The organism is Dyella japonica A8, from assembly GCF_000725385.1.
Classification (GTDB): Bacteria; Pseudomonadota; Gammaproteobacteria; order Xanthomonadales; family Rhodanobacteraceae; genus Dyella; species Dyella japonica_C.
This window is the reverse complement of sequence record NZ_CP008884.1, coordinates 3,591,606-3,614,038: the sequence shown is the minus strand read 5'-3', so window position 1 is coordinate 3,614,038 and position 22,433 is coordinate 3,591,606. Positions and strand designations below refer to the sequence as shown.

Here is a 22,433-nt window from a genome sequence, read left to right as displayed (position 1 = left end):
TTGCGGGCGTCGCCGGGGCTGGTCACAATCGGGTTTTCCCCTGGCTGTGACGCTTCCCATGAACGCTCCCACCCGTATCGATACCACCCGCACCATCCGCGCGCCGCGCGGCGCCGAACTGACCTGTAAGAGCTGGCTCACCGAAGCGCCGTTCCGCATGCTGCAGAACAACCTTGACCCGGAAGTGGCCGAGAATCCGGCCGAACTGGTCGTCTACGGCGGCATCGGTCGTGCGGCGCGCAACTGGGAGTGTTTCGACGCCATCCTGCGCGCCTTGCGCGAACTCAACGACAACGAGACGCTGCTGGTCCAGTCGGGCAAGCCGGTCGGTGTGTTCCCGACCCACCCGGATGCACCGCGCGTGCTGCTGGCCAATTCCAACCTGGTGCCGGCGTGGGCGAACTGGGATCACTTCAACGAGCTCGATAAGAAGGGCTTGATGATGTACGGCCAGATGACGGCCGGTTCGTGGATCTACATCGGCTCGCAGGGCATCGTGCAAGGCACCTACGAGACGTTCGTGGAAATGGGTCGCCAGCACTACGGCGGCAACCTCAAGGGTAAGTGGATCCTCACCGCCGGCCTCGGCGGCATGGGTGGCGCGCAGCCGCTGGCGGCCACGCTGGCGGGCGCGTGTTCGCTCAATATCGAGTGTCAGCAGAAGAGCATCGATTTCCGCCTGAAGACGCGTTACGTCGACGAGCAGGCGGCGGATCTGGACGACGCGCTCGCCCGCATCGCGAAGTACACCGCTGCCGGCGAAGCGAAGTCGATCGCGCTGCTCGGCAATGCGGCCGACGTGCTGCCGGAACTCGTGCGCCGCGGCGTGCGTCCGGATGCGGTCACCGACCAGACCAGCGCGCATGACCCGGTCAACGGCTACCTGCCGCAGGGCTGGACGGTGGAGCAGTGGTTCGAGCGCCGCAAGAGCGATCCGGCCGGCACCGCGAAGGCGGCGAAGCAGTCGATGAAGAAGCATGTGGAAGCAATGCTCGCATTCCATGCCCAGGGCATCCCCACCTTCGACTATGGCAACAACATCCGCCAGATGGCGAAGGACGAAGGGCTGGAGAACGCGTTCGCGTTCCCCGGTTTCGTGCCGGCCTTCGTGCGTCCGCTGTTCTGCCGTGGCGTGGGCCCGTTCCGCTGGGTGGCGCTGTCGGGCGATCCGGAGGACATCTACAAGACCGACCAGAAGGTGAAGGAGCTGATCCCGGACGATCCGCACCTGCATCGCTGGCTGGACATGGCCAGGGAGCGCATCAGCTTCCAGGGTTTGCCGGCGCGCATCTGCTGGGTGGGCCTGGGCCTGCGCCACAAGCTGGGCCTGGCGTTCAACGAGATGGTGCGCAAGGGTGAGCTGAAGGCGCCAGTGGTGATCGGTCGCGACCATCTGGACTCCGGTTCGGTCGCCAGCCCGAACCGCGAAACCGAGGCGATGCGCGACGGTTCGGATGCCGTGAGCGACTGGCCGTTGCTCAACGCCATGCTCAATGTGGCCGGTGGCGCCACGTGGGTGTCGCTGCATCATGGCGGCGGCGTAGGCATGGGTTATTCGCAGCATTCGGGCGTGGTGATCGTGTGCGACGGCAGCGAAGCGGCTGACCAGCGCATCGCGCGCGTGCTGTGGAACGATCCGGGCACGGGCGTGATGCGTCACGCCGATGCCGGCTACGAGATCGCCATCGAGTGCGCGAAGGAGCAGGGCCTCAAGTTGCCCATGCTCTGACCGGACGACGGAGCCTTGCGCCTTGCGCAGGGCTCCGCGGGTCATCCTTCCATGGACAGCTCCTTGCCCCCGTTTTGCCATCGTCGGCTGCCACAGTGCCGGCGGCAAACATCTATCGGCAAGGATTCCCCATGACGTTTCCCCCAGTAGGCCGCACACTCGCAGCGGCGGCCTTCGCCCTGGCATGCGCCTGCGCATCGCCGCTGTCGCTCGCGGCGGAACAGCCTGCCGCGGCACCGGTCAACGACGCTCTTCAGCACTCGCTTGATGCGCTTGCGCAACGGGCCCGTCCGGCCACGCTGGGTATCGCCGTGGTGGATCTCTCGACCGGCGCGTCGGCGCGCGTCAACGCGGAGTACGCCTTTCCCATGATGAGCGTGTTCAAGGCACCGGTGGCTGCGGTGGTGCTTTCGCGCGTCGATGAGGGAACGTTGTCATTGCAGGAGCCGGTGGAGATCACGCGCGGGCAGGTGCAGGGCGGGTCTGCCATTCCTTCCATCGGTGCGCACTTTCGCGGCGAGCGCATGCGCTTCACCGTGGAGCAACTGCTGAAGGCGGCCGTCAGCGAAAGCGACAATACGGCGGTGAACGCCTTGATCCGCACGGTCGGCGGCCCGGCCGTGGTAACGGGGTATCTGCACGCGCACGGCATCGACGGCATGCGGGTGGATCTGGACGAGGCGGGCATCTCCCGGATCTTCAACGGCCTGCCGCCAGGTGGCGAGCAGCCAGAGCACGAAAGCGAGGCAGCGGCTGCGCAGCGTTACGAGCGCGGTTACCAGGCGTTCCTCGATGATCCACGCAATCGCACGACCCCGGATGCGGCCGTCGCCTTCCTGCACAAGCTGGTTGACCGGGAGCTGCTTTCCCCGGCCTCGACGCAGCGCCTGCTGGCGTTGATGGAGGCGCAGACCATCCCCAATCGGCTGCGCGCCGGCGTGCCCTCAGGCTTGCGTTTCGCTGACAAGACCGGCACGTCCGGATCGCTGGGCAAGCGCACGGCGGCCTACAACGACATCGGCATCATCACCTGGCCGGATGGACGCAGGGTGCTCGTTGCCGCGTTCCTGCTGGACTCGTCGATGACGGACAAGGAGCGCGGACAACTGTTCGCCGATATCGCGCGGCAGGTAACCGCCACACCGCCCTAAGCGGCTGCAGTGGTGTCGAGTCGCCCGGCCGGCGCATCATGTCGCCACGTCCAACGAGGAGGTGCGACATGCCGGTCGAGCTGAAGATGTTGGGGTGGTCGACGATACTGGGCCTGGTCTACCTGGTGTTCGCCACGCAACTGTCGCTGATGCAGCGTGGCATGACCTGGAACGCCGGCAATCGCGAAGAATCCGTGCCGCTGACCGGACTCGCCGCCAGGGCGGAGCGCGCCAGCCGGAATTTCCTGGAAACCTACGCGTTCTTCGCCGCCGCCGTGCTGGTGGTGGTGGTGGGGCAGTGCACCAGCGCCAAGACGGCGTTGGGTGCCGAACTCTATTTCTGGGCGCGCGTGGTGTATCTGCCGGTCTATGCGATCGGTATCCCTTACTTGCGCACGCTGGTCTGGGCGGTGTCGGTGGTGGGGTTGGTGATGGTGCTGTCAGGGATGTTTGCCTCCGGCTGATGCTGCCGGCGCTGCGCGTAGTAGCGGGAGCCTGGTGGCCAGGCTGGCTTCCCCGCCATCGATGTCCCATAGGGTTGATCGGGGGCAATGCCGCCTTTTTTGTGCGGCAGTCGACGTCAATAAGGTGACGTTCGTCACGATTTTGGCGCCATTTTTCTGGCGTCCCGGCCTTTTGCGATGGCCTTCATGTCATCTATTTTCGTTTATTTATCAGCTTGTTGGCGTCGTCGTGGCGTCCATCCACGCGTGGACCGTTCTCAAGCTCTCCAAGGCGTGACCACACTGAAGGCCTGGCGCGGCACGCGCCGGGCCGCCGGCAGGGTCTGGCGGCACTCCCTGATTGACCATTGGAGAACTTTGTATGAACACCAACACTGTACGCACCGGCTCGCTGACCGAACTGTCCAGCTACCCCAAGTGGGCGCGTGACATGGTTGAAGCCTGCGAACCCGCCCGCCGGAGCGTTCGCGATCATGTGATGTGGGACATGATGAGCGACGGCAGCATCGACCTTCAGACCATGCACAACTTCATGGTGGGTACCTGGTCGCTGATCGAGCGTTTCCCGTCCTTCATGGCCCTGAGCCTGCTCAAGACCCGCTACGGGAGGAGCGCCGGCGACAACATGGCACGACGTTGGCTGGTACGTAATATCCGCGTGGAGCAGAACCATGCGGAGTATTGGCTGGACTGGGCGGAGGGTGCCGGCGTGCCGCGTGAAGACGTTCTTGACGGCATGCCGCCGCGCGGTACCCAGACGGCGGCGGACTGGTGCCACGATGTCTGCGGCCGGGACAGCCTGGCCGCCGGCATTGCGGCCACCAACTACGCCATCGAAGGCGTGACTGGGGAATGGTCCCAGAAGGTCTACGACAGCGTGGCATACGCCAACAGCCTGCCGGAGGCCGGTCGCAAGGCCACCCTGCGTTGGCTTCAGCTACACGCGGCTTATGACGATACTCATCCGTGGGAGGCGCTGGAGATCGTTTGCACCCTCATGGGCAGCCAGCCCGCCCCGGAGGAAGTGGAGCACGTTCGTGAGTGCATCGAGCGTAGTTATGTAAGCCTGCACTACGGCCTGGAGCGCTGCCTCATGCAGCACACGGTGGGTGCAGTGGAGGAGCAGGCGGCGTAAGGGAAGCCCGTCGTCGACAGCGTGGCGGGACACGATGTAGGTTTATGAGGTGGTCGTGTAAAAGGACGCCATGGATTTGATCCGTAGCACCTCTCCAAGACCGCTGTCCCGGCGCTTGAGGCCACTGGCCTATGGGCTGGTGGCTGTTATCGGCCTGATTCTCATGCTCACCTGGGGAACCACCCAGGTCCAGGTCACTCTCGCCGGTTTCCTCAACGGCGAGAGTGTCTGGAGCAAGGCACAGAAGCAGGCGGTGGTTGACCTGCTCGGCTACGCCGAAACCGGCGATGCCGCCCGGCTGGCCGCCTTCCATGGGAACTATGCGCTGCTAAGGTCGGACGGCTGGGCCCGCGACGCCATCGCTTCGGGCCACTACGACCGCGCGCAGATCCACCAGGCCTTCCAGCGCGGCAAGATCCTCCCGCAGGCGGAGCCCGGGATGATCTTCATGCTGCGCTATTGCATCGGCGCGCCGCACATGCGTGAGGCGGTAGCGCTGTGGCGCCAGGCGGATGGCCCGTTGCTGCAGCTCCACGGTGTCGCGACCGAGCTGGCGGAGGCCTACGCGCGAGGACAGCCCGAGCATGCGTGGCTGCAGTGGCAGATGGACCGCATCAACGGGCTCAACCACGAGCTGGAGCCGCTGACCAACGGTTTTTCCCTTGAGGTGGCACAAGGCGCCACCTGGCTGGGACGCGTGCTGTTCGCGGCGGTATTCCTCTCCGCGTTCGTGGCGTCGTTGCTGTGGATGCGCACGGCCCGGCGCATCCTGCTGCGTATCCGCGGCACAGAGGAGCGCTACAGCGTGCTGTTCAACAGCGCCGCCGACGCCATCCTGATGATCGAGGAGGAAAGCGGCCGCATCCTGGACGCGAACCGCACGGCGTTGCAGTGGACGGGACGCGACGTGGACCACCTTGCGGGCGAGCAGCTGTCGTCGTTCTTCATCCCGCTGCTGCACCGGGCCGACGGCGCGGTGACCGGCGAGCTGCGCGGGCCGGACGACGAACTGCGCCCCGTGGAGATGCGCAGCAGCGTCACGCACTGGGGCACCCAGAGCGTGCGCCAGTCGATCATGCGCGACATCACTGAGCGCGTGAACCTGGAGCAGCAGCGGCGCATTGCATCCGAAGCGCTGGCCAGCATTGCCGAGGGCGTGATCATCGCCGAGGCCGACCGGCGCGTGACGCGGGTGAACGCGGCGCACATCCGCATGACCGGTTTCACCGTGCAGGCCCTGCAAGGCCTGAAGTTCGACGACCTGCGCTGCCTGCCCGACGGTACCTCCTTGCCCGACTCGGTTTGGGAAATCATCGAGGCCGAGGGCAACTGGGTCGGCGAAGTGCGCAGCCGCCGCATGGACGGCTCCAGCTATCCGGAACTGCTCAGCATCAGCGCCATCCGCAGTCCGGACGGCGAAGTGCAGCACTACGTCGCCGTGATCAACAACATCAGCGCGGCCAAGGCGAACGAGCAGCGCCTGCAATACATGGCGGCGCACGACACGCTGACGGGCCTGGCCAACCGCGCCGAGTTCGAGCGGCGCTGCGTGCAGGCGGTGAATGCAGCCGACCGCGACCGCGGCATGGCGGCGGTGGTCTTCATCGACCTGGATGCCTTCAAGGCCGTGAACGACAGCTACACCCACGCCATCGGTGACCAGCTGCTGGTGAAGGTGGCCGAACGCATCGCCTACGAGCTGGGCGACAAGGGGGTGGCCGGTCGCATCGGCGGCGATGAATTCACCGTGCTGTTGCCGAACCTTCACTCGCGTGAACAGGCCAGCGCGCTGGCGGGGCGCCTGCTCACCGTGCTGGCGGCGCCGTTCGGGGTGGGCGATTACGAACTGGCGCTCAGCGCCAGTATCGGCATTGCCTGCTTTCCGCTCGACGGCACCGACGTGCCCACCCTCATCACCAACGCCGACGCGGCCATGTACGCGGCGAAGACCGAGGAGCGCAACGCCTTCCGCTTCTATTCGCCGCGCATGCAGGCCGATGCACGCCGTCGTATCGCGCTGGCGTCGGAGTTGCGCAAGGCGCTGGCCGAAAACGAATTCCGGCTGGTGTACCAGCCGACGATCGAGATGCGCACCGGGCGCATCGTGGCGGTAGAGGCCCTGTTGCGCTGGTTCCACCCGCAGCGCGGCCTGATCTCGCCGGGCGAGTTCATTCCGATGGCGGAAAAACTGGGCCTGATCCGACGCATCGACCAGTGGGTGCTGCAGGCCGCCTGCGAACAGATGTACGCGTGGGACCAGGCCGGCCTGCCGCCCTTGCGGATGGCGGTGAACGTGTCCGCCAACTGGTTCGGCCAGGCCAATTTCGTGGACGAGATCCGCATGCTGTTGCAGGCACGCCGGCTGGCGCCCGAGCGTTTGATGCTGGAGATCACCGAGGGCGCGATCCTTCGCCTGGGCGAGGAGATGGAGCGCACGCTGCATGCGCTCCATGCACTGGGCGTCAGCGTGGCCATCGACGACTTCGGCACCGGCTATTCCTCGATGAGCTACCTGAAGCTGCGCGCCATCGATTACCTGAAGATCGACCAGAGCTTCGTCGCCGGCCTGCCGGACGACGGCAGCGACGGCGCCATCGTCGAGGCCATGCTGACCTTGTGCCGTCGCCTGGACATCAGCCCGATCGCCGAGGGCATCGAAACCGAAGACCAGCACCGTTTCCTGCTGCGCGCGGGATGCGTCGAAGGGCAGGGCTTCCTGTATTCGCGCCCGGTGGAGCCTGCCGTCATCGCCCAGCTGCTCAACGCCGGCCGGCGCCAGGGCAGCTCGCACCTGCGCCTGGTGCCACCCGAGGCCAGCTGACGCCCCCGGGGCGTCAGTGCAGCATCACGCTGACCACGTCGCGGTCGGGCTGGTACAGCGCGGGGAACTGCTGCTTGAGGTGAGCCACCTTGGGGGCGTCGTTGAACACGATGTACGGCTCGTCGGGGTGCCGCCTGGCGTAATCCTGGTGATAGGACTCCGCGACGTAGAAGCCCTTGAGCGGCACCACCTGCGTCACGATGGGGGCGGCGAAGGCATGGGCCGCGCCCAGCTGGGCGATGTAGGCGGTGGCGACGCGCTTCTGGTCGTCGTTGCCGTAGAAGATCACCGAGCGGTACTGCGTGCCGACATCCGGGCCCTGGCGATTGAGCTGGGTCGGGTCGGTGGCGACCGAGAAGTACACCTTGAGCAATTGGCCGTAGCTGACCTTGCTGGGGTCGTAGACGATCTTCACCGACTCGGCGTGGCCGGTGTCACCATCGCTGACACGGTCGTATTCGGCGGTGTTGGCCGCACCGCCGGAGTAGCCCGCCGACACTTTCTTCACGCCCTTGACGTGCTCAAACACGGACTGCAGACCCCAGAAACACCCACCGGCCAGCACGGCGACCTGATCGCCCTGCGCCGGGGCGGCATCGACCGCGGGGTCGGGGAGCGGCGCGTGGTCGCTGCCGGCCGTCGCCAGCGTGCAGGCGCTGACGCCCGCCATCAGCAGCAGGCCGGCGAGGGGAGAAAACCAGGTGAATCGGCGGATGCTCATGAAGGAACGCTCCATCGAAAGGAGGGACGGCACGACCCGCCTCTGCCGGCGCGGGCTCTGCTTCCTTATTCGCTGCCGGATCGCCTCCGGTTACCTCTACGGTATGACTCCTGGCGTGCGAACGCGGCGCCAAGGCGGTGTTATGGTGCGGCTCCCCATCCTGCGGACATCCCCATGTCGCATCGGCTTGATCTCGACGGCTACCTGCAGCGCATCGGCTTTACCCGCGAGCCCCGTGTGGACGTGGCCACGCTGCGCGCGCTGGCCACGGCGCATATCGCCGCCATTCCGTTCGAGAACCTCGATCCACTGCTGCGCACGCCGGTGTCGGTGGACTTGGCCGCGATCGAGCACAAGCTGGTGTACAGCCAGCGCGGCGGCTATTGCTTCGAGCAGAACGGCCTGTTCCTGGCAGTGCTGCGGGCCATCGGGTTCGACGTTTCGGGCCTGATCGCCCGCGTGCTGTGGAACAAGCCGGAGGATGCCGAAGTGGCGCAGACGCACATGCTGCTGCGCGTGGAGGTGGAAGGCGAAAGCTGGCTGGCCGACGTGGGCTTCGGCAGCATGGCCCTGGGTGGTGCGTTACGACTGGTGGTCGACGAGGCACAACCCACGTCGCTGGAACCGTTCCGGCTCATCACGGATGGCACGCAATGGCGCACGCAGGCGCTGGTCCGCGATGAGTGGCGCACGCTGTACCGTTTCCGCCTGCAGGACGCCGAACGCATCGACTATGTCGTGGCGAACCACTTCACCTCGACCTATCCGGAGTCCCATTTCCTGCATTCGCTGATCGTTGCGCGCACGCTGGCCGATCGCCGCCTCGGGCTACGCAACCGTGAGTTCGTCGTGCACGCGTTGGGGCAGGAGTCCGTGCGCCGGACCTTGCAGACCACGGAGGAGATCAAGCGCGTGCTGGAGGAGCAGTTCGGACTTCGCCTGCCGGTGTCGTCATTGCTGGATGCGACGCTCGATGCGTTGCCGATGCCAGAGACAGTGTAGGCCCTCTCGCTGTTTTGGGGCGCCACCGGGAGACGGGGCGCACGGGCTCTCCTGTGGGAGCCCACCCTGTGGGCGACAAGCCAACGGAGCGGTGATGACGCGGCGCTGCGGTCGCGCACAGGGTGCGCTCCCACAACGAGGTGGCGGGGTCTTGTCTGTCCCGCCTAGTCCAACCCATTCACATGGATGACCACATCCTCCACCTGCACCACCTGGCCTGCGTGGATCTTGCAGGTCTTGCGCAGTTCCTGTTCGCCGTCCACGTAGACCGCGCCGCTGGCCACGATGGCCTTGCCGGCGCCGCCGCTGTCGCACAGGCCCACCAGTTTCAGCAGCTGGTTGAGTTCGACGTAGTCGCGGTCGAGTTCGAAATCGAGTTCTTGCATGGTGTCAGGCATCGGTGTCGTCGAAGGCGCTTTCGGGCAGCGCGAAGAATACAAAGAACGGGGCGGGGGCTTCCTGCCAGTAGTCGACAGCGTCCTCGAGGATGTCGAGCAGCATGTCGAAGTCATCCTCGTTGCGGTCGCGCATGTCTTCCGCGTGATCGAACAGCAGGATGTAGCCGGTGGCCTTGAGCCAGGAGAGGTCACGCATGCTGTCGGCCAGCGCATCCCAGTTGCGGCCGAAATCCGACGGCAGGCGCAGCGCCTGGGTCAGCCGGTCGAACAAGGCCTCGCGGTCGGTGTAGTCGGCCAGGCTGATGCGGCATACGCGCAGGCCCTGCATGCCGGCGGCTTCGCCAAGGGGCTCCAGATCCTCGCTGGTGACGAAGAAGATGCCGCCGTCTTCGGCATCGCCGAAATCGAGATCGAATTGCGCGCTCATCGGGATACCTCGAACTGGCGGAACGTGCGGTAGTGGTCGTCGGTGTAGTAGTACAGCTGCGGCGGCGTGCCGCCGGTGATGATGCGCCGCGCGCCCCGGTAGTCGAGCCCTGGCGTGTCCACGGTGTACTCGTGGTAATAGCCCTCCGGTTGCGCCGGGAGCCGGCCTTCGCGGTTCTGGAACACCACGCCGTCCTGCCGGTGCTCGAACGGGCCGCCACTGGCGATGCGACGCAGCGTGTCCGCCGCCTCCGGCGGAAGGAACGATGGCAGCTCGCCCGTGGCCGTCGCTGCGGTACGGGCCGTCGGCGCGTTCTGCGTCGTGGTGGCGTGCGGCGCGAGGGTGTTCCCGGGCGATGGTTCGGGCGAGTGACGGCCCCACAGCAACGCTGCGATGGCCAGCACGACCAGCAAGAGCAGGGGTTTCAGTGAGCGCATGGCAGGGGGCCTCGGCAAAGTGGCGCGAGTTTAGGGCAACACTGACTAAGTATCACCGTCGTCATGATGTCTGGAAGACTCGCTGGCTGCGCCGCGTGGCGCGGGCAAGACGGGCTCGCAGCGCAGCCAGCGAGCCTTCCAGACATCACCCATGCTTGCGATTTCATGGAGTGGGCCCGTCCTGTCTGTCCATGTGCCTTACCAACAGTCCTGAGGCCTGCGAACAGATAGAACGGGTGCCGACGGTGATACGTAGTCAGTGTTGCGCTAAAGCTTCCGGTCCGCGCCGGCACGCTGGCCTCAGCCGGCGGTGTCGACGCGCTGTTGCAACGCCATGGCAGCCGCGGGATTGCGCTCCTTGGCGCTGCTGATGAAGTAGATGAAGACATCGCGTGACGCCTGCGGCTCCCGGGGCGTTGCCGAATGCGGCAGTTCCGGCAGGTCCTGTCCGTTGGCCCAGGCGTGCGCGCGGGTGCTCCAGGCATCCAGGTCGGCGGTGGCATAGCCGGACTCGAGATGCGACTCGCTGCGCATCAACCGCGCATAGGCGAAGTCGCCCGTCAGGTCGGCCAGCGAAGGGTATTGCGGCGAGTCGGTGAACACGGTGGGGATGCGATACGAGCGTGCAAGCTCCACGTAGCGTTCGTCGAGGAAGCTGCGATGGCGCACTTCCAGCACGTGGCGCATGGGCTGGCCGTTGAGTTCGCGGGGCAACAGGTCGAGGAAGGCGGCCAGGTCGCCCGCGTCGAACGCACGCGAGGGGGTGAACTGCCACAGCACGGGGCCCAGCCGGTCGCCGAATTCCGCGAGGCCGCCGTACACGAAGCCATCGATGCCGCGACCGGCATCGGCCAGCCGCTTGCCCTCGGTGACGTAGCGCGGCGCCTTCAGCGAGAAGATAAATCCGTCCGGCGTTTCAGATGCCCATTTCGCGTACGTCGCCGGTTTCTGCGCACCGTAGTAGGTGCCATTGATCTCGATGGCGCGTAGATGCCGGCTCGCGAATTCCAGCTCGCGCCGCTGCACCAGTCCCGCCGGATAGAAGTTGTTGCGCCACGGCGCGAAGTTCCAGCCACCGATGCCGGTACGGATGCGCGAAGCAGGACCCTGGGCGGGAGCGGGAGAGAACAGGTCGCTGGGCATGGCGGAGAAGCTCGCAAGGGTGAGTGATGATGCCATGGCAAAGGTGAAGGAGAGCGGTCGGCCCTGACGGTCTTTTTGTGGGAGCGCACCTTGTGCGCGACGCTCGGTCGACGTCATGCGTCGTTGCGGGAACCGTCGCGCACAGGGTGCCATCCCGCAACCCCATGCGAGGGGCTGGTCAGTCCAGCGGGAGATGATTGGGGTACGGGCCGCGCGCGGCCATGAACGCCGTGGGCGTCATGCCGGCGAACTCGCGGAACTCGTGCACCAGGTGCGCCTGGTCGCCATAGCCGCCATCGGCGGCCACGCTGCTCCAGTCCACCTTGGCCGAGCAGTACACCGCGTCCACCACGCCACGAAAGCGCATGAGTCGCGCATATCGTTTGGGGCCCATGCCCACTTGCCGACGGAACAGGCGGCCAAAGCGGTATTCGGACCAGCCGATATCGCGCACCAGTGCGCCGATGCGCGCCACCTGAGGACGTGCGCCGATCTCTCTGAGTGCATACAGCACTTCGGACGCCAGCCGGGGCGTGTGCATATGGTCGAGCAGCCATCGCTCCAGCAGGGCCAGTCGTTCCCTGGGGCGCGGCGTGTCCAGCAGGCGTTCGCGCAGGGCGTGCGCGCTGCTGCCGAAGATATCCTCCAGCCCGATGTCCTGGTTCACCAGCACTTCGTGATGCTCGCCGGTGAGGGCATGGGCGCCGCCGGGGCGGAATACCGCGCCCATCACGCGCACCTGCTCGGCGGTATCGATGATCTGGCTGCGCAGGCAGGGGCCGCCGATGACCGAGGCGGCGGAGCGCACACAGCGCCGCTCCGCGTCGTCGCTGTAAACGCGGGTCTCGCTTTCGTGGAGGTTGATGATCAGCGCGGCCCCCGGCACCGGCAGCACGCGCTCATAGTGATGGGCAGCCGGCGGCATGTCCCAATCCCACAGGCGGGCGATCAGGGCGTCGAGCGGTGGTGCGGGTACGACGGCAAGGTGTCCCATCGGCTGTCTCCGGCGACCCGTCCAGTCTAGGCCGATGGAAGGCGCGTGTCAGGTTTTCTGGCCCGGGATCACCGTGGTGGGCGGCTGGGGTGCGGTGGCGGGATCGTGCTGCATGGTTCGTACCACCATGTCCTGCGGCGTGGTGAGCGGCAGGCCGGCCTTGCGCAGCCGGTCGATGATCTCGAACAGCAGGTCGCTCTTCACCGTGCCCGCCTCGCGCGGGTTGCCCACGTAGGCGGTACACACGAACATCATCGAACCCGCATCGACGCTGTCCAGCGTCACGCTGGGCGAAGGCGTGTTCAGTGTGACGGGATGGTTGCGCAGGATATCGAAGATGATCTGGCGCACCTTGCCCGCATCGCTGCTCAGCGGCATCGGCAGGCGGATCTGCACGCGGCCCTGCGCGTTGGCGAGGGTCACGTTGCGCACGTTCTGGGTGATCAACTGAGAGTTCGGCACGATCACGGTGGAGCGGTCGCTCTGCTGGATCTCGGTGGCGCGCACGTTGATGCGCTTGATGTCGCCCTCCACACCGCTGATGCTCACCCAGTCGCCGACCTTCACCGGCCGCTCGGCCAGCAGGATCAGGCCGGAAATGAAGTTCTGCACGATGGCCTGCAGGCCGAAGCCGATGCCGACCGACAGCGCACTGGCCACCCAGGCGATGCTTTGCACATCCACCTTGAGCGCGCCCAGTACCAGCACGAACACGAGGATGCCGCCGACGTAGCCGAGCAGGGTGACGATGGACATCTGCATGCCCACGTCCAGCGAGGTCTTGGGCAGCAGCTGCTGGCTGAGCCAGCGCTTGGACAGGCGCACGATGATGCCGCCCACCACCAGCATCAGCACGGCATTGAAGATGCTGGTCGGATTGATGGTCAGCGTACCCACCGACAGTCCGCTGAAGATGCGCGTGCCGCGATCCATCAACTCGTTGGGGCCGGCGCCATAGGGCGCCAGGATCAGCGGAATGGCGAGCAGCAGCAGGAACGCGCGACCGACGCCGGACAGCACGGTTGCCGCCTGCTCCAGACGTGCCGGCGCGATGCCGAAGTTGTCCTGCATACGCTGGCCCGCGCGCGATTCCGGCGACAGCAGCGATTCACACAGATCGTTGATCAGGTGCATGAAGACGTAGAGCGCGGCGATGAGGAAGCCCGCGCGTATCATCTGCCGGGCCACGTAGAAGCCCAGCGCGATGTAGCCGGTCAGCACGGACAGCAGGGTGATCAGCATGCCCAGGAAGGCACACAGCACCAGCAGCCCGACCCATAGCGGGCGCTCGGCGGGCTTGCCGCCGCTGGCGAGCATCGCGCGGCGGGCGCGACTCATCAGCATGAGCGCATAGGCCACCAGGCCGCCGATCAGGGTGGCGGCCAGCGCGTTGGCCGCCATGGTGGTGGCCAGGCTCGCGCCGATGTCATTGGTGACGCGCTCGATGATGCCCAGCAGCAGTGCGCTGTAGGCCATGAGTGACGGGAAGGGCCGCAGGCGTTTGGCCAGATCGTCCGAGATGGGCGGCAGGCGCCATGACGGGTGCCTGACCATCAGCAGGGCACGACCCAGGCCGGCCATGGTTGCCACGTAGAACATCAGGTTGACCAACGGACGCACCAGCTCGTCCAGCTCGGCGTCGAACGCGCCGTTCCAGTTCACCGCGAGGTAGATCAGCCACGCGCCGATGCCGTAGACCAGCATGGTGGCGATGGTCACCAGTAGGGCCATGGCGCTGCGCCGCAAGTGACCCGACGGCAGGTAGTGCGCGGCCATCTCCAGCAACTGGTGTTCCAGAAGCCGGCGTCCGCCCGCGATCAGCGCGATGGCGGCCAGCAGGCAGGTGATGAACGGCAGGCGGTTGGCTGGCTGCCATGCCTGCGCGATGGCGCCCTTCGCCGCGTGCCAGAGCACGCCGAAGTTGGCGCGGTCGTCCGGCAGGGCCTGGGCAAGCCGGCTCCAGAATACGGTGCTCAGCGGCGAGGCCGTGCGCTGGCTGATCTGCGCATTGAACAGATCGCGCCGCAGCGCGCCGATTTCCGCCAGCAATTGCTGGCTGTCGCGGCTGAGCAGTTTCGATTGCGTGATCTGGCCGTTGAGGTCGGTCTGGTCCTTCAGCAGCTGCTTGCGCTGGCTCGCCACCTCGGGCGCTTCCGGCGGCGCGCCTTTCTCCGGCGCGGGGCCCAGCACGTCGAGCTTGGCCTTCAGCGCATCCGCCTGTGGCGCAAGGCTGGTGGTGAGCTGGTCGGCCTGCTGCTGCACGCTCTGCGCGCTGGTGCGTGCGGCGGTGAGGATGTCGTCGGTGAGCTTGGTCTTGTCGGTGAGCGTCTGCTTGATCTTGTCCAGCTGCGTGCTCAGCTGGTCCGGCGTGGCGAGTGGTGCCTGCTGGATCTGCGCACTGCCTTGCGCATCCTGCGCTGACACGGGAGACGCGCCGGCGATGGCGAGGAGGAGGATCAGCAGGAAGCGGGACAAGATAGGCATGCGGCGCATGATCCGGGCCCGCCCCTGAACCGGTCAATGAATAAATGTCTCGGAAGGCAACTCTTGACGGTTCGTTGATTCCCGGGCATTCACGCTGTCGTGATGACTCCGACCGACATGACGCATGCAGCACCCGTCTGGAATGGCGACGTGGCGAAGGCGCGCGTGCTGCAGACCGAACTGGCGGCACGGGTGCGGCTGGAGGACGACTATCCGCCGCTGCGGCGCGTGGCCGGCGTGGACGTGGGGTTCGAAGACGGCGGCACCGTGACGCGCGCGGCAGCGGTGCTGCTTGACGCGCGAACGCTGGCGCCGCTGGCCGAGGTGGTCGCGCGGCAGCCGACGCGGATGCCGTATATCCCGGGTCTGCTTTCCTTCCGCGAGCTCCCGGCGCTGTTGCAGGCTCTCTCTGAATTGCCGGAGTCGCCTGACCTGGTGTTCGTCGACGGCCAGGGCATCGCGCATCCGCGACGGCTGGGCATCGCGGCACACCTTGGCGTGGTCACCGGCCTGCCGACCATCGGCGTGGCGAAGTCGATCCTGGTGGGCACGCATGAGGACGTCGGGCCGCATCGCGGTGATCGCCAGCCGCTTGAACACAAGGGCGAGGTGATCGGTTGCGTATTGCGCAGCAAGGATCGCGTCCGGCCGTTGATTGTCTCGCCGGGTCACCGCGTGAGCATGGCGACCGCGCCTGAACTGGTGCTGGCCTTCAATACGACCTACCGCTTGCCCGAGCCGACGCGGCTGGCCGACCGGTTGGCCTCGCGTCGCGGCAGCGTGCGACGCTGATGCGTTGACTCAGGCCGCGGGCACCAGGCGATAGCCGAACGCCGCCGCAAGGCGGGCGACGGCAGCAACGGCGGCCTCGTTCTTCGCCGTCGATGCCGCCGAAGCGCCCAGCCGCCAGCGCGAACGCTGATGCGCCACCGGGCGTGAACTGGCCAGCCCATGCTGTTCCAGCTCGCGCAGGAAGCGGTACACCGTGCCGAGGCTGGTGCGTGGTTCGATCCGTTGCGCCAGGCACAGCAGCGCCACGGCATCGGGTTCGTCGCTGGCGTCGTGCAGGGCCCGCCAGATCGCCAGGCGCGGCGGCGTGGCGCGCATGCCCACCCGCGCCAGCAGCTGCTGGATGCCGGCCGGCGCGGAGGGCAGGGGCTCAGGCATCCTTCTTGCCCTTGATGATCTCGTCGGCGGCACGCTTGATGATGTCGACGATGCGCTTCACTTCCTCGGTGTTCCACGGGCCACCGTGCATGAACAGGGCGCGCTTGAGGTTGTGCATGGCTTCGCGCAGTGCCATCGGCGCGGCGGCGCGGGCGAACATCCTGGCCGTCTGCTCCATGCGCGACATCACCGCGTCCACGGCCTCCTTGTTCTCGGCGAGGAACGCCTTGCCCGCTTCGGTGATGGTGTAGAGCTTCTTGCCATCGTCGCTCTGCACGCTGGCGTGGCCCAGTTCCTCCAGCAGGGTGAGGGTGGGGTAGACCGCGCCGGGGCTGGGCGCGTACGCGCCGTCGAACATCTCCTCGATGGTGCGGATAAGCTCGTAACCGTGGCGCGGCTGCTCGGCGATCAGGGCCAGCAGGATGAGCTTGAGGTCGCCGTGGCCGAACACGCGCCCACCCCGGAAACGACCGCCCATGCCACCCCAGCCGCCTTCGCCCTCGTCATCGCCGAACCCCCGGCGCCCCCGGCCCCGGCCGATGCCCATGGCCTCACGGGCCCAGGCCTCGCGGCCGTCGCAGCCGTGGTGGTGATGGTGGCGGCCAAACAGATGATGAAATCCCATGACAGACTCCGATATATCGTAAGTAACAGTCTTAAGATATATCGTAACTTTTGGGGAATACAAGGGGCGTTGGGGAGGTTGTGGCTCGACTGTCCACGAGGCGCTGGATTCCGGCCTGCGCCGGAATGACGGTCAAAACGGTTCCGGAGTGGGATAAGCACGGCGTCTCTCGCACGTTGGATCAGGCGTCTTTCGGATGCCACAACGGAGTCGCGAGCTGTAAGCCTCGGATTACCCTCATGACCGTCATTCCGGCGCAGGCCGGAATCCAGCGCCTCGGTACCGGGTCATGGCGAAGCACTCCTTCGCCATGACAGAACAAACCTTGAAACACCCCCACCATGCCTTCACCCACGATGTATCCCCAGGCACCACCCCAAGGACGACCCCATGCTGTTCCGCTGGTTCGAATCGCTGATCGACGCGTTCAAGGAGCCCGTCGACGGCATGCCGCCGCAGTCGGTGTGGCGGTTCTACGTGTTCTATCTGCGCCAGGTCTGGCCGGTGTTCGCCGCCGCGTTGGTGGTGGGCTTCGGCGTGGCGCTGGTGGAAGTGTCGCTGTTCGGCTTCATCGGCAGCATCGTGGACATGGCCAAAGGCGCCCCGGTCAGGGATTTCTTCCGCCTGCACGGCAACCAACTGCTGTGGATGGGCTTCGTGGCGTTGATCGCGCGCCCGGTGCTGATCGGCCTGCACGACCTGCTGGTGAACCAGGCCATCGTGCCCAACCTGACCAACCGCATCCGCTGGCAGAACCATCGCTACGTGATCCGCCAGAGCCTGGGCTTTTTCCAGAATGATTACGCGGGCCGCATCGCCAACCGCATCATGCAGACCTCCGGCGCGCTGCGCGAATCGGCGGTGCAGATCGTCGACGCCATCTGGTACGTGGCGATCTACACCGGCAGCGCCATCGTCATGTTCGCCAAGGCGGACTACTGGCTGGCCGTGCCCTTGATCGTGTGGCTGGTGGCGTACGTGGCCACGCTGCGCTACTTCGTGCCGCGCACCAAGGAGCGCTCCTGGCGGCAGTCCGAGGCGCGCTCGCGCCTGATGGGGCGCATCGTGGACGGCTACAGCAACATCCTCACGCTCAAGCTGTTTGCGCACACCCAACGCGAGGAGCAATACGTTGCCGATGCGATGGGCGAGCAGATCAAGCGCATGCGCGCCATGACGCGGCTGACCACGGCGATGGACGCCACCATCACCACGCTCAACGGCTTCCTTATCGTCGGCACCTCGGCGCTGGCGTTGTGGCTGTGGAGCCAGGGCAAGGTGACGGTGGGCGCCATCGCGCTAAGCACGGGCCTGGTCATCCGCATCAACAACATGTCCGGCTGGATCATGTGGGTGATCAACGGCATCTTCGAGAACATGGGCACCGTGCAGGACGGCATCGAGACGATTTCAAAGCCACGCACCGTGCAGGACCGCGACGGCGCGATGCCGCTGGAGGTCACCGAGGGCGGCGTGCGCTTCGAGGACATCCACTTCCACTACGGCAAGAAGGGCGGGGTGATCTCCGGGCTCAACCTGACCGTGCGCGGCGGAGAGAAGATCGGCGTGGTCGGCCCCTCGGGCGCGGGCAAGTCCACGCTGGTGAACGTGCTGCTCAGGCTGTACGACCTGGAGGGCGGGCGCATCCTCATCGATGGACAGGACATCGCGCAGGTGGCGCAGGAAAGCCTGCGTGCGCAGATTGGCGTGGTCACGCAGGACACCTCGCTGCTGCACCGCTCCATCCGCGACAACCTGTTGTATGGACGTCCGGACGCCAGCGAGGCGCAGGTGGTCGACGCGGTGCGCAAGGCGCGCGCGGAGGAATTCATTCCGCAGTTGGTCGACGGCGAAGGCCGCGCCGGCTACGACGCCCATGTCGGCGAGCGTGGCGTCAAGCTCAGTGGTGGCCAGCGTCAGCGCATCGCGATTGCGCGCGTGTTGCTGAAGGACGCGCCCATCCTCGTCCTCGACGAGGCCACCTCCGCGCTGGATTCGGATGCCGAGGCGGCCATCCAGGACAGCCTGGAAGTGCTGATGCGCGGCAAGACAGTGATCGCCATCGCGCACCGTCTCTCCACCATTGCACGCATGGATCGCCTGGTGGTGATGGACAAGGGTCAGATCGTGGAAACCGGTACGCATGCCGAGTTGATTGCGCGCGGCGGTTTGTATGCGCGCCTGTGGCAGCGACAGACGGGGGGCTTCGTGGCGGCGGAGGATACGGCCGAGGACAGCGCGCTGGCGTGAGGGCCTCGCGCTGGCGTGAGCGCCTGTTTGCGACCGGCGCTTTATTTCGCCATGACGAACGTTCATCCCTCACCGTCATCCCCGCGAAAGCGGGGATCCAGCGACTTTGGCACTTTGCGGCACTCGCTTAAAGGCACTGGATCCCCGCTTTCGCGGGGATGACGGTGAGGGAAGCGGGGATGACGGTGAGGGGAGTGGGGATGGCGGTGAGGGAAGTGGGCGCTTGAGCAGGATTCGGAATAGGTTCTGACAGGCGCGCATCGCAGCATGGTCGAACGCCGTCGCAATGCCTTCTGCTACGCACACCAACACTCGCCCGGGATTTTGAGGTTTATTTGCTCCGTCTTTCACGGTGGCCGCGGCAGCATGGCCGCTTCCCATGGGCGGAGCCGCGAGATGCCAACTGAACGAGCCTTGGCGCGCATCCGCAAGGACGTGCACGACGAAAAGCCGGCCGGTAACGACGTGCCCGCGAATCGGGTACGTCAGACCAAGCACAAGGCATCCGCGAAGAAGGCGGGGCGGACAGGCGCTGTTTCGCGTATAGCAGGCGCGACGCGAGCGGCGCGCACGCGGGCCATGCGGGCCCGCGCGCGCTAGCGGTCGAACACCAGCAGGGTGGATGTCGCGGAGCCGTAGAGCCTGCCTTCCGCATCGAGCAGGCTCGCTTCGGCGAACGCCACGCGGCGGCCGATGGAGCGCAGGCGCCCTTCCGCGCGGATGCGGCCGCTGTCGCGCGTCATCGCCTTGTGGAAGGCGACTTTCAGTTCCAGTGATGTATACGCCTGCTGCGCAGTGAGCCGCGAATGCACGGCGCAGCCGCAGGCGGAGTCGAGCAGGGTGGCGAAGTAGCCGCCGTGCACCACGCCCATGGGGTTGTAGGCATGTGGGCCTGGCATGCCTTCGAACACGGCGAAGCCGTCGCCGACCTCGACCAGGTCGAAGTCCAGCGAGTCGCCGATGCCGGGGCGCTTGCCGGAGGCGATGAAGGCGCGCAGCTGGTCCAGCCCGTCCAGCCCATGGCCGATCTCGGTGATCATGCTCATGGGGCCTGTTCCAGTCCCAGGCGCTGCTTCAGCAACTGGCGCGAGTCGGCGAGGATGGCGTCCGAGCGCTTCGCATCGGTTTCCACGCGGGCAAGCGATAGCGCGCCCACCAGTTCGGACACCGTCGAGCGGGCGAGTGCCTGCGGTTCGGCGCGTCCCATCGCGGTGAAGGTTTCCGCCAGCGCATCGGCGAGGCGGCGCGCACCGCTGGCGAACAGCGCGCGTGTTTCCTCGGGCAGCCGGGGCAGATCCGACGCCAGTGCGGCCATGGGGCAGCCGGCGCCGCGCGCGTCGCGATGCTTCCTGGACAGATAGAAGTCGATGTAGGCCGCCAGGCCGTGGGCGGGATCGCGGCCGTCCAGTTCGTGCCTCAGGCGCGCGGCCGATTCCTCGAACATCCGCTCGATGGCCGCGGCCACCAGCTCATCCTTCGACTTGAAGTGGGCATAGAAGCCGCCGTGGGTGAGGCCGGCCTCGGCCATGACGCTGGCCACGCCGATGCGCTCAGGCCCCTCCTGGCGGATGGCCTTGGCGGCCACGTCCAGCACCTTGGCCCGGGTTTTCTGTTTGTGTTCGGCGTCGTAGCGCATGGTCGTTCCGTGCTGCTTGTATGACATGAATCATACTATTGACAGCCGGCATCGCAAGTGATGGGTACCTGCGACACCGGCGATCAGCCGGCACGGTGTGTGCGAGCGTTATTCCTGCGACGGCGGTTCGATTGCCGTTGGCTCGGCCTCGGCCGGCATGGGCGCCGGCTCGACGATGCGTGGCGGCTCCGGGCGGGAATGGCGCGGAAACGTCATGCTGGGCAGTACGTCGTCGCGCCGGATCAGGCCGTGGTACAGCGCGGCACCCATGTGTCCCAGCACGGTGAGAAACAGCAGGTACGCCAGGTACCGATGCGCTTCGCGCAACCAGGCAAAGGTTTCGCCGTTGGCCGCAAGCAGCGGCGGCAGGTGCAGCGAGCCGCCGAGCGAGATCGGATAGCCGCCCGCCGACAACATCGCCCAGCCCACCAGCGGCAGGGTGAGCATCAAGGCATAAAGCACCCAGTGCGAGGCATGTGCAACGAATTGCATCAGCAGCGGCATGTCGGCGGGCAAGGGCGGTGGCGGAAAGCGCAGGCGCACGGCGAGGCGGATCAGCGCCAGCACGAAGATGGCCGCGCCCAGCGGCTTGTGGATGGCCAGCAGCCAGGTGTGTTTGCCGGACACGGTCGACACCATGCCCACGCCGATGAACAGCATGGCCAGCACGAGCACGGCCATGATCCAGTGCAGCGCCCGCGCGAGCGGGTGGAACGCGTTGGTGGTGTTCATCACGGATGCTCCGAAGGCGACGTGGCGTGCGCGGCGCCGGGCACATGCGCTTCCTCGCTGGTGCGGCGCAGATACGAATCCGCATAGGCGGAAGATCGCGCCGGCAGCAGCGGGTCGTCGGAGATCTCGATGCCCGAGGGCAGGATGGTGGGGTCGTAGTTCACGTCGCGGCACGGGCCGCTGTCCTGCGGCTGTTCGCTTTCGATCACCAGCGTGCCGGCGTCGATGACGTGACGGTCCGCCGGCCACACCTTCGTCGCATCGTTGGTCGGGTCGCCGGGCGCGCCCAGCGTCACGCGCAGATGCCAGCGTTGCGGCCCCTGCGCCAGCCGCTGTTGCAGGTCGTGCGCGAGGTAATCCGGGTCGCCGGCCTGCGGGCCGGTGCCCGCATCGTCGCTGGCTTCCGGCGTGACCTTCCAGCGCACGGGATGGCGCTTGCCCATGGCGTCGACGAAGTAGAACGCGTTGAGCGCTTCATAGGTTTCGGTGACGTAGCTGGCCGACGGTTTGGCCGTCTTCACCCAGGCGAGGAACGCGCCGGTTTCCGGATGGGCGGCGAAGAACGCCCCCGCGCGTTTCGGATCGGGCTTGCCGGTCGCCGGATCAGGGCGCGTCGCCACCAGTTGCTCGTAGAACGCCTGCGGCGTCGCCACCGGGAACACCGGCATGCTGTTCATGCCGGTGCGCCACTGCTCACCGTTTGGCAGGGAAAAGCGCAGGGCGAAGCTGCGGATGGGAACGCTGCTGTCAGGCGCATAAGGATTGCCGCCGGGCAGGGCGAAGCGGCCAACAAACGGCGTGCGCCCCGACGCGAACACGCTCGCTTTGGAATAGGCCGCTGCCGCGCCGTTGCTTTCGAAGTAGCCGGCCACGCACACGCCCTTCGCATGGTTGCGTCGAAAGCCGGGATGGATGCCCCCCGCCTGCAAGGCATCCACGATGCGATGCGAGGTCACGCGTTGCGGCGTGATCCAGCCGGCGACATAGGCAAAGGCGGCGGCGAGCGCCGTGACGGCGAGGCCGATCACCGCCCACCTCCAGGGCTGGCGTGACGGCGGCGGTCGGGACGGATCGGTCATGCGGCGCTCCTGGAACGACAGGGGGGATGTCCTGACTT

The 22,433-nt window shown here is 66.5% G+C and carries 21 protein-coding genes; 8 read left to right on the top strand and 13 right to left on the bottom strand.

Going from position 1 to position 22,433, the window contains the following annotated elements:
* The first annotated feature begins 58 nt into the window (after positions 1–58).
* From hutU to HY57_RS15090, 5 genes are all read left to right on the top strand, one after another.
* Complete coding sequence (gene hutU / locus HY57_RS15110; RefSeq protein ID WP_019465614.1) at positions 59–1,729, top strand: urocanate hydratase; 1,671 nt, start codon at positions 59–61, stop codon at positions 1,727–1,729.
* Between the two features lie 131 nt (positions 1,730–1,860).
* Positions 1,861–2,880, top strand: coding sequence for a class A beta-lactamase (gene bla, locus HY57_RS15105; RefSeq protein ID WP_019465613.1), 1,020 nt, complete (start codon positions 1,861–1,863; stop codon positions 2,878–2,880).
* A 68-nt stretch (positions 2,881–2,948) separates the two neighbouring features.
* Positions 2,949–3,344, top strand: a complete 396-nt coding sequence (locus HY57_RS15100) for an MAPEG family protein (protein ID WP_019465612.1) — start codon at positions 2,949–2,951, stop codon at positions 3,342–3,344.
* 361 nt (positions 3,345–3,705) lie between these two features.
* Complete coding sequence (locus HY57_RS15095; protein WP_019465611.1) at positions 3,706–4,479, top strand: TenA family transcriptional regulator; 774 nt, start codon at positions 3,706–3,708, stop codon at positions 4,477–4,479.
* Positions 4,480–4,549: 70 nt separating this feature from the next.
* On the top strand, positions 4,550–7,300 hold the full coding sequence (locus tag HY57_RS15090) for a putative bifunctional diguanylate cyclase/phosphodiesterase (protein WP_038579911.1): 2,751 nt from the start codon (positions 4,550–4,552) through the stop codon (positions 7,298–7,300).
* A gap of 13 nt (positions 7,301–7,313) precedes the next feature.
* Here HY57_RS15090 and msrA read toward each other — a convergent pair whose 3' ends face one another.
* Positions 7,314–8,021 carry a peptide-methionine (S)-S-oxide reductase MsrA gene (gene msrA / locus HY57_RS15085; protein WP_038581180.1) on the bottom strand — a complete coding sequence of 236 codons (708 nt, stop codon included), beginning with the start codon at positions 8,019–8,021 and terminating at the stop codon, positions 7,314–7,316.
* Positions 8,022–8,195: 174 nt separating this feature from the next.
* Between msrA and HY57_RS15080 the strand changes: the two genes are divergently transcribed.
* Positions 8,196–9,023 carry an arylamine N-acetyltransferase family protein gene (locus HY57_RS15080; protein WP_019465608.1) on the top strand — a complete coding sequence of 276 codons (828 nt, stop codon included), beginning with the start codon at positions 8,196–8,198 and terminating at the stop codon, positions 9,021–9,023.
* 164 nt (positions 9,024–9,187) lie between these two features.
* Here the strand turns inward: HY57_RS15080 and HY57_RS15075 are convergent, their stop codons facing one another.
* The 6 genes from HY57_RS15075 to HY57_RS15050 all read right to left on the bottom strand — a co-directional run bounded on the left by HY57_RS15075 (position 9,188) and on the right by HY57_RS15050 (position 14,906).
* Positions 9,188–9,409 carry an RNA-binding S4 domain-containing protein gene (locus HY57_RS15075; RefSeq protein ID WP_026033985.1) on the bottom strand — a complete coding sequence of 74 codons (222 nt, stop codon included), beginning with the start codon at positions 9,407–9,409 and terminating at the stop codon, positions 9,188–9,190.
* A gap of 4 nt (positions 9,410–9,413) precedes the next feature.
* A complete protein-coding gene (locus HY57_RS15070) occupies positions 9,414–9,848 on the bottom strand; it encodes a barstar family protein (protein WP_019465606.1) in 435 nt (144 codons plus the stop codon).
* Complete coding sequence (locus HY57_RS15065; RefSeq protein ID WP_019465605.1) at positions 9,845–10,285, bottom strand: ribonuclease domain-containing protein; 441 nt, start codon at positions 10,283–10,285, stop codon at positions 9,845–9,847. Before HY57_RS15065 ends, HY57_RS15070 begins: the two co-directional genes overlap by 4 nt.
* Before the next feature lie 300 nt (positions 10,286–10,585).
* Entirely contained in the window at positions 10,586–11,464 is an 879-nt protein-coding gene (locus HY57_RS15060) for a DUF72 domain-containing protein (RefSeq protein ID WP_430536787.1), read from the bottom strand.
* Between the two features lie 142 nt (positions 11,465–11,606).
* Entirely contained in the window at positions 11,607–12,422 is an 816-nt protein-coding gene (locus HY57_RS15055; protein ID WP_019465603.1) for a helix-turn-helix domain-containing protein, read from the bottom strand.
* A 48-nt stretch (positions 12,423–12,470) separates the two neighbouring features.
* The gene (locus tag HY57_RS15050; RefSeq protein WP_019465602.1) at positions 12,471–14,906 is read right to left on the bottom strand and encodes a DUF3772 domain-containing protein; all 2,436 of its coding nucleotides are present in this window, start codon (positions 14,904–14,906) and stop codon (positions 12,471–12,473) included.
* A 102-nt stretch (positions 14,907–15,008) separates the two neighbouring features.
* On the opposite strand from HY57_RS15050, the gene nfi reads away from it, so the two are divergent.
* A complete protein-coding gene (gene nfi / locus HY57_RS15045; RefSeq protein ID WP_026033984.1) occupies positions 15,009–15,698 on the top strand; it encodes a deoxyribonuclease V in 690 nt (229 codons plus the stop codon).
* A 9-nt stretch (positions 15,699–15,707) separates the two neighbouring features.
* Here the strand turns inward: nfi and HY57_RS15040 are convergent, their stop codons facing one another.
* Both HY57_RS15040 and HY57_RS15035 read right to left on the bottom strand, forming a co-directional pair.
* Positions 15,708–16,073 carry a Fur family transcriptional regulator gene (locus HY57_RS15040; protein WP_019465600.1) on the bottom strand — a complete coding sequence of 122 codons (366 nt, stop codon included), beginning with the start codon at positions 16,071–16,073 and terminating at the stop codon, positions 15,708–15,710.
* Positions 16,066–16,698, bottom strand: a complete 633-nt coding sequence (locus HY57_RS15035; protein WP_019465599.1) for a PadR family transcriptional regulator — start codon at positions 16,696–16,698, stop codon at positions 16,066–16,068. The genes HY57_RS15040 and HY57_RS15035 overlap by 8 nt, the downstream gene beginning before the upstream one ends.
* A gap of 393 nt (positions 16,699–17,091) precedes the next feature.
* Here HY57_RS15035 and HY57_RS15030 point away from each other — a divergent pair, with 393 nt between their 5' ends.
* A complete protein-coding gene (locus HY57_RS15030; RefSeq protein ID WP_026033983.1) occupies positions 17,092–18,948 on the top strand; it encodes an ABC transporter ATP-binding protein in 1,857 nt (618 codons plus the stop codon).
* Between the two features lie 596 nt (positions 18,949–19,544).
* On the opposite strand, the gene HY57_RS15025 is transcribed toward HY57_RS15030, so the two are convergent.
* The 4 genes from HY57_RS15025 to HY57_RS15010 form a co-directional block, all read right to left on the bottom strand.
* Positions 19,545–19,994 carry a PaaI family thioesterase gene (locus HY57_RS15025; protein WP_019466717.1) on the bottom strand — a complete coding sequence of 150 codons (450 nt, stop codon included), beginning with the start codon at positions 19,992–19,994 and terminating at the stop codon, positions 19,545–19,547.
* Positions 19,991–20,584 (bottom strand): TetR/AcrR family transcriptional regulator, encoded by a 594-nt coding sequence (locus HY57_RS15020; protein WP_019466716.1) that lies wholly within the window; start codon positions 20,582–20,584, stop codon positions 19,991–19,993. The genes HY57_RS15025 and HY57_RS15020 overlap by 4 nt, the downstream gene beginning before the upstream one ends.
* A 108-nt stretch (positions 20,585–20,692) precedes the next feature.
* Positions 20,693–21,316 carry a cytochrome b gene (locus HY57_RS15015; RefSeq protein WP_019466715.1) on the bottom strand — a complete coding sequence of 208 codons (624 nt, stop codon included), beginning with the start codon at positions 21,314–21,316 and terminating at the stop codon, positions 20,693–20,695.
* Positions 21,316–22,395, bottom strand: a complete 1,080-nt coding sequence (locus HY57_RS15010) for a catalase family peroxidase (RefSeq protein WP_026034173.1) — start codon at positions 22,393–22,395, stop codon at positions 21,316–21,318. The genes HY57_RS15015 and HY57_RS15010 overlap by 1 nt, the downstream gene beginning before the upstream one ends.
* Between the last annotated feature and the right edge of the window lie 38 nt (positions 22,396–22,433).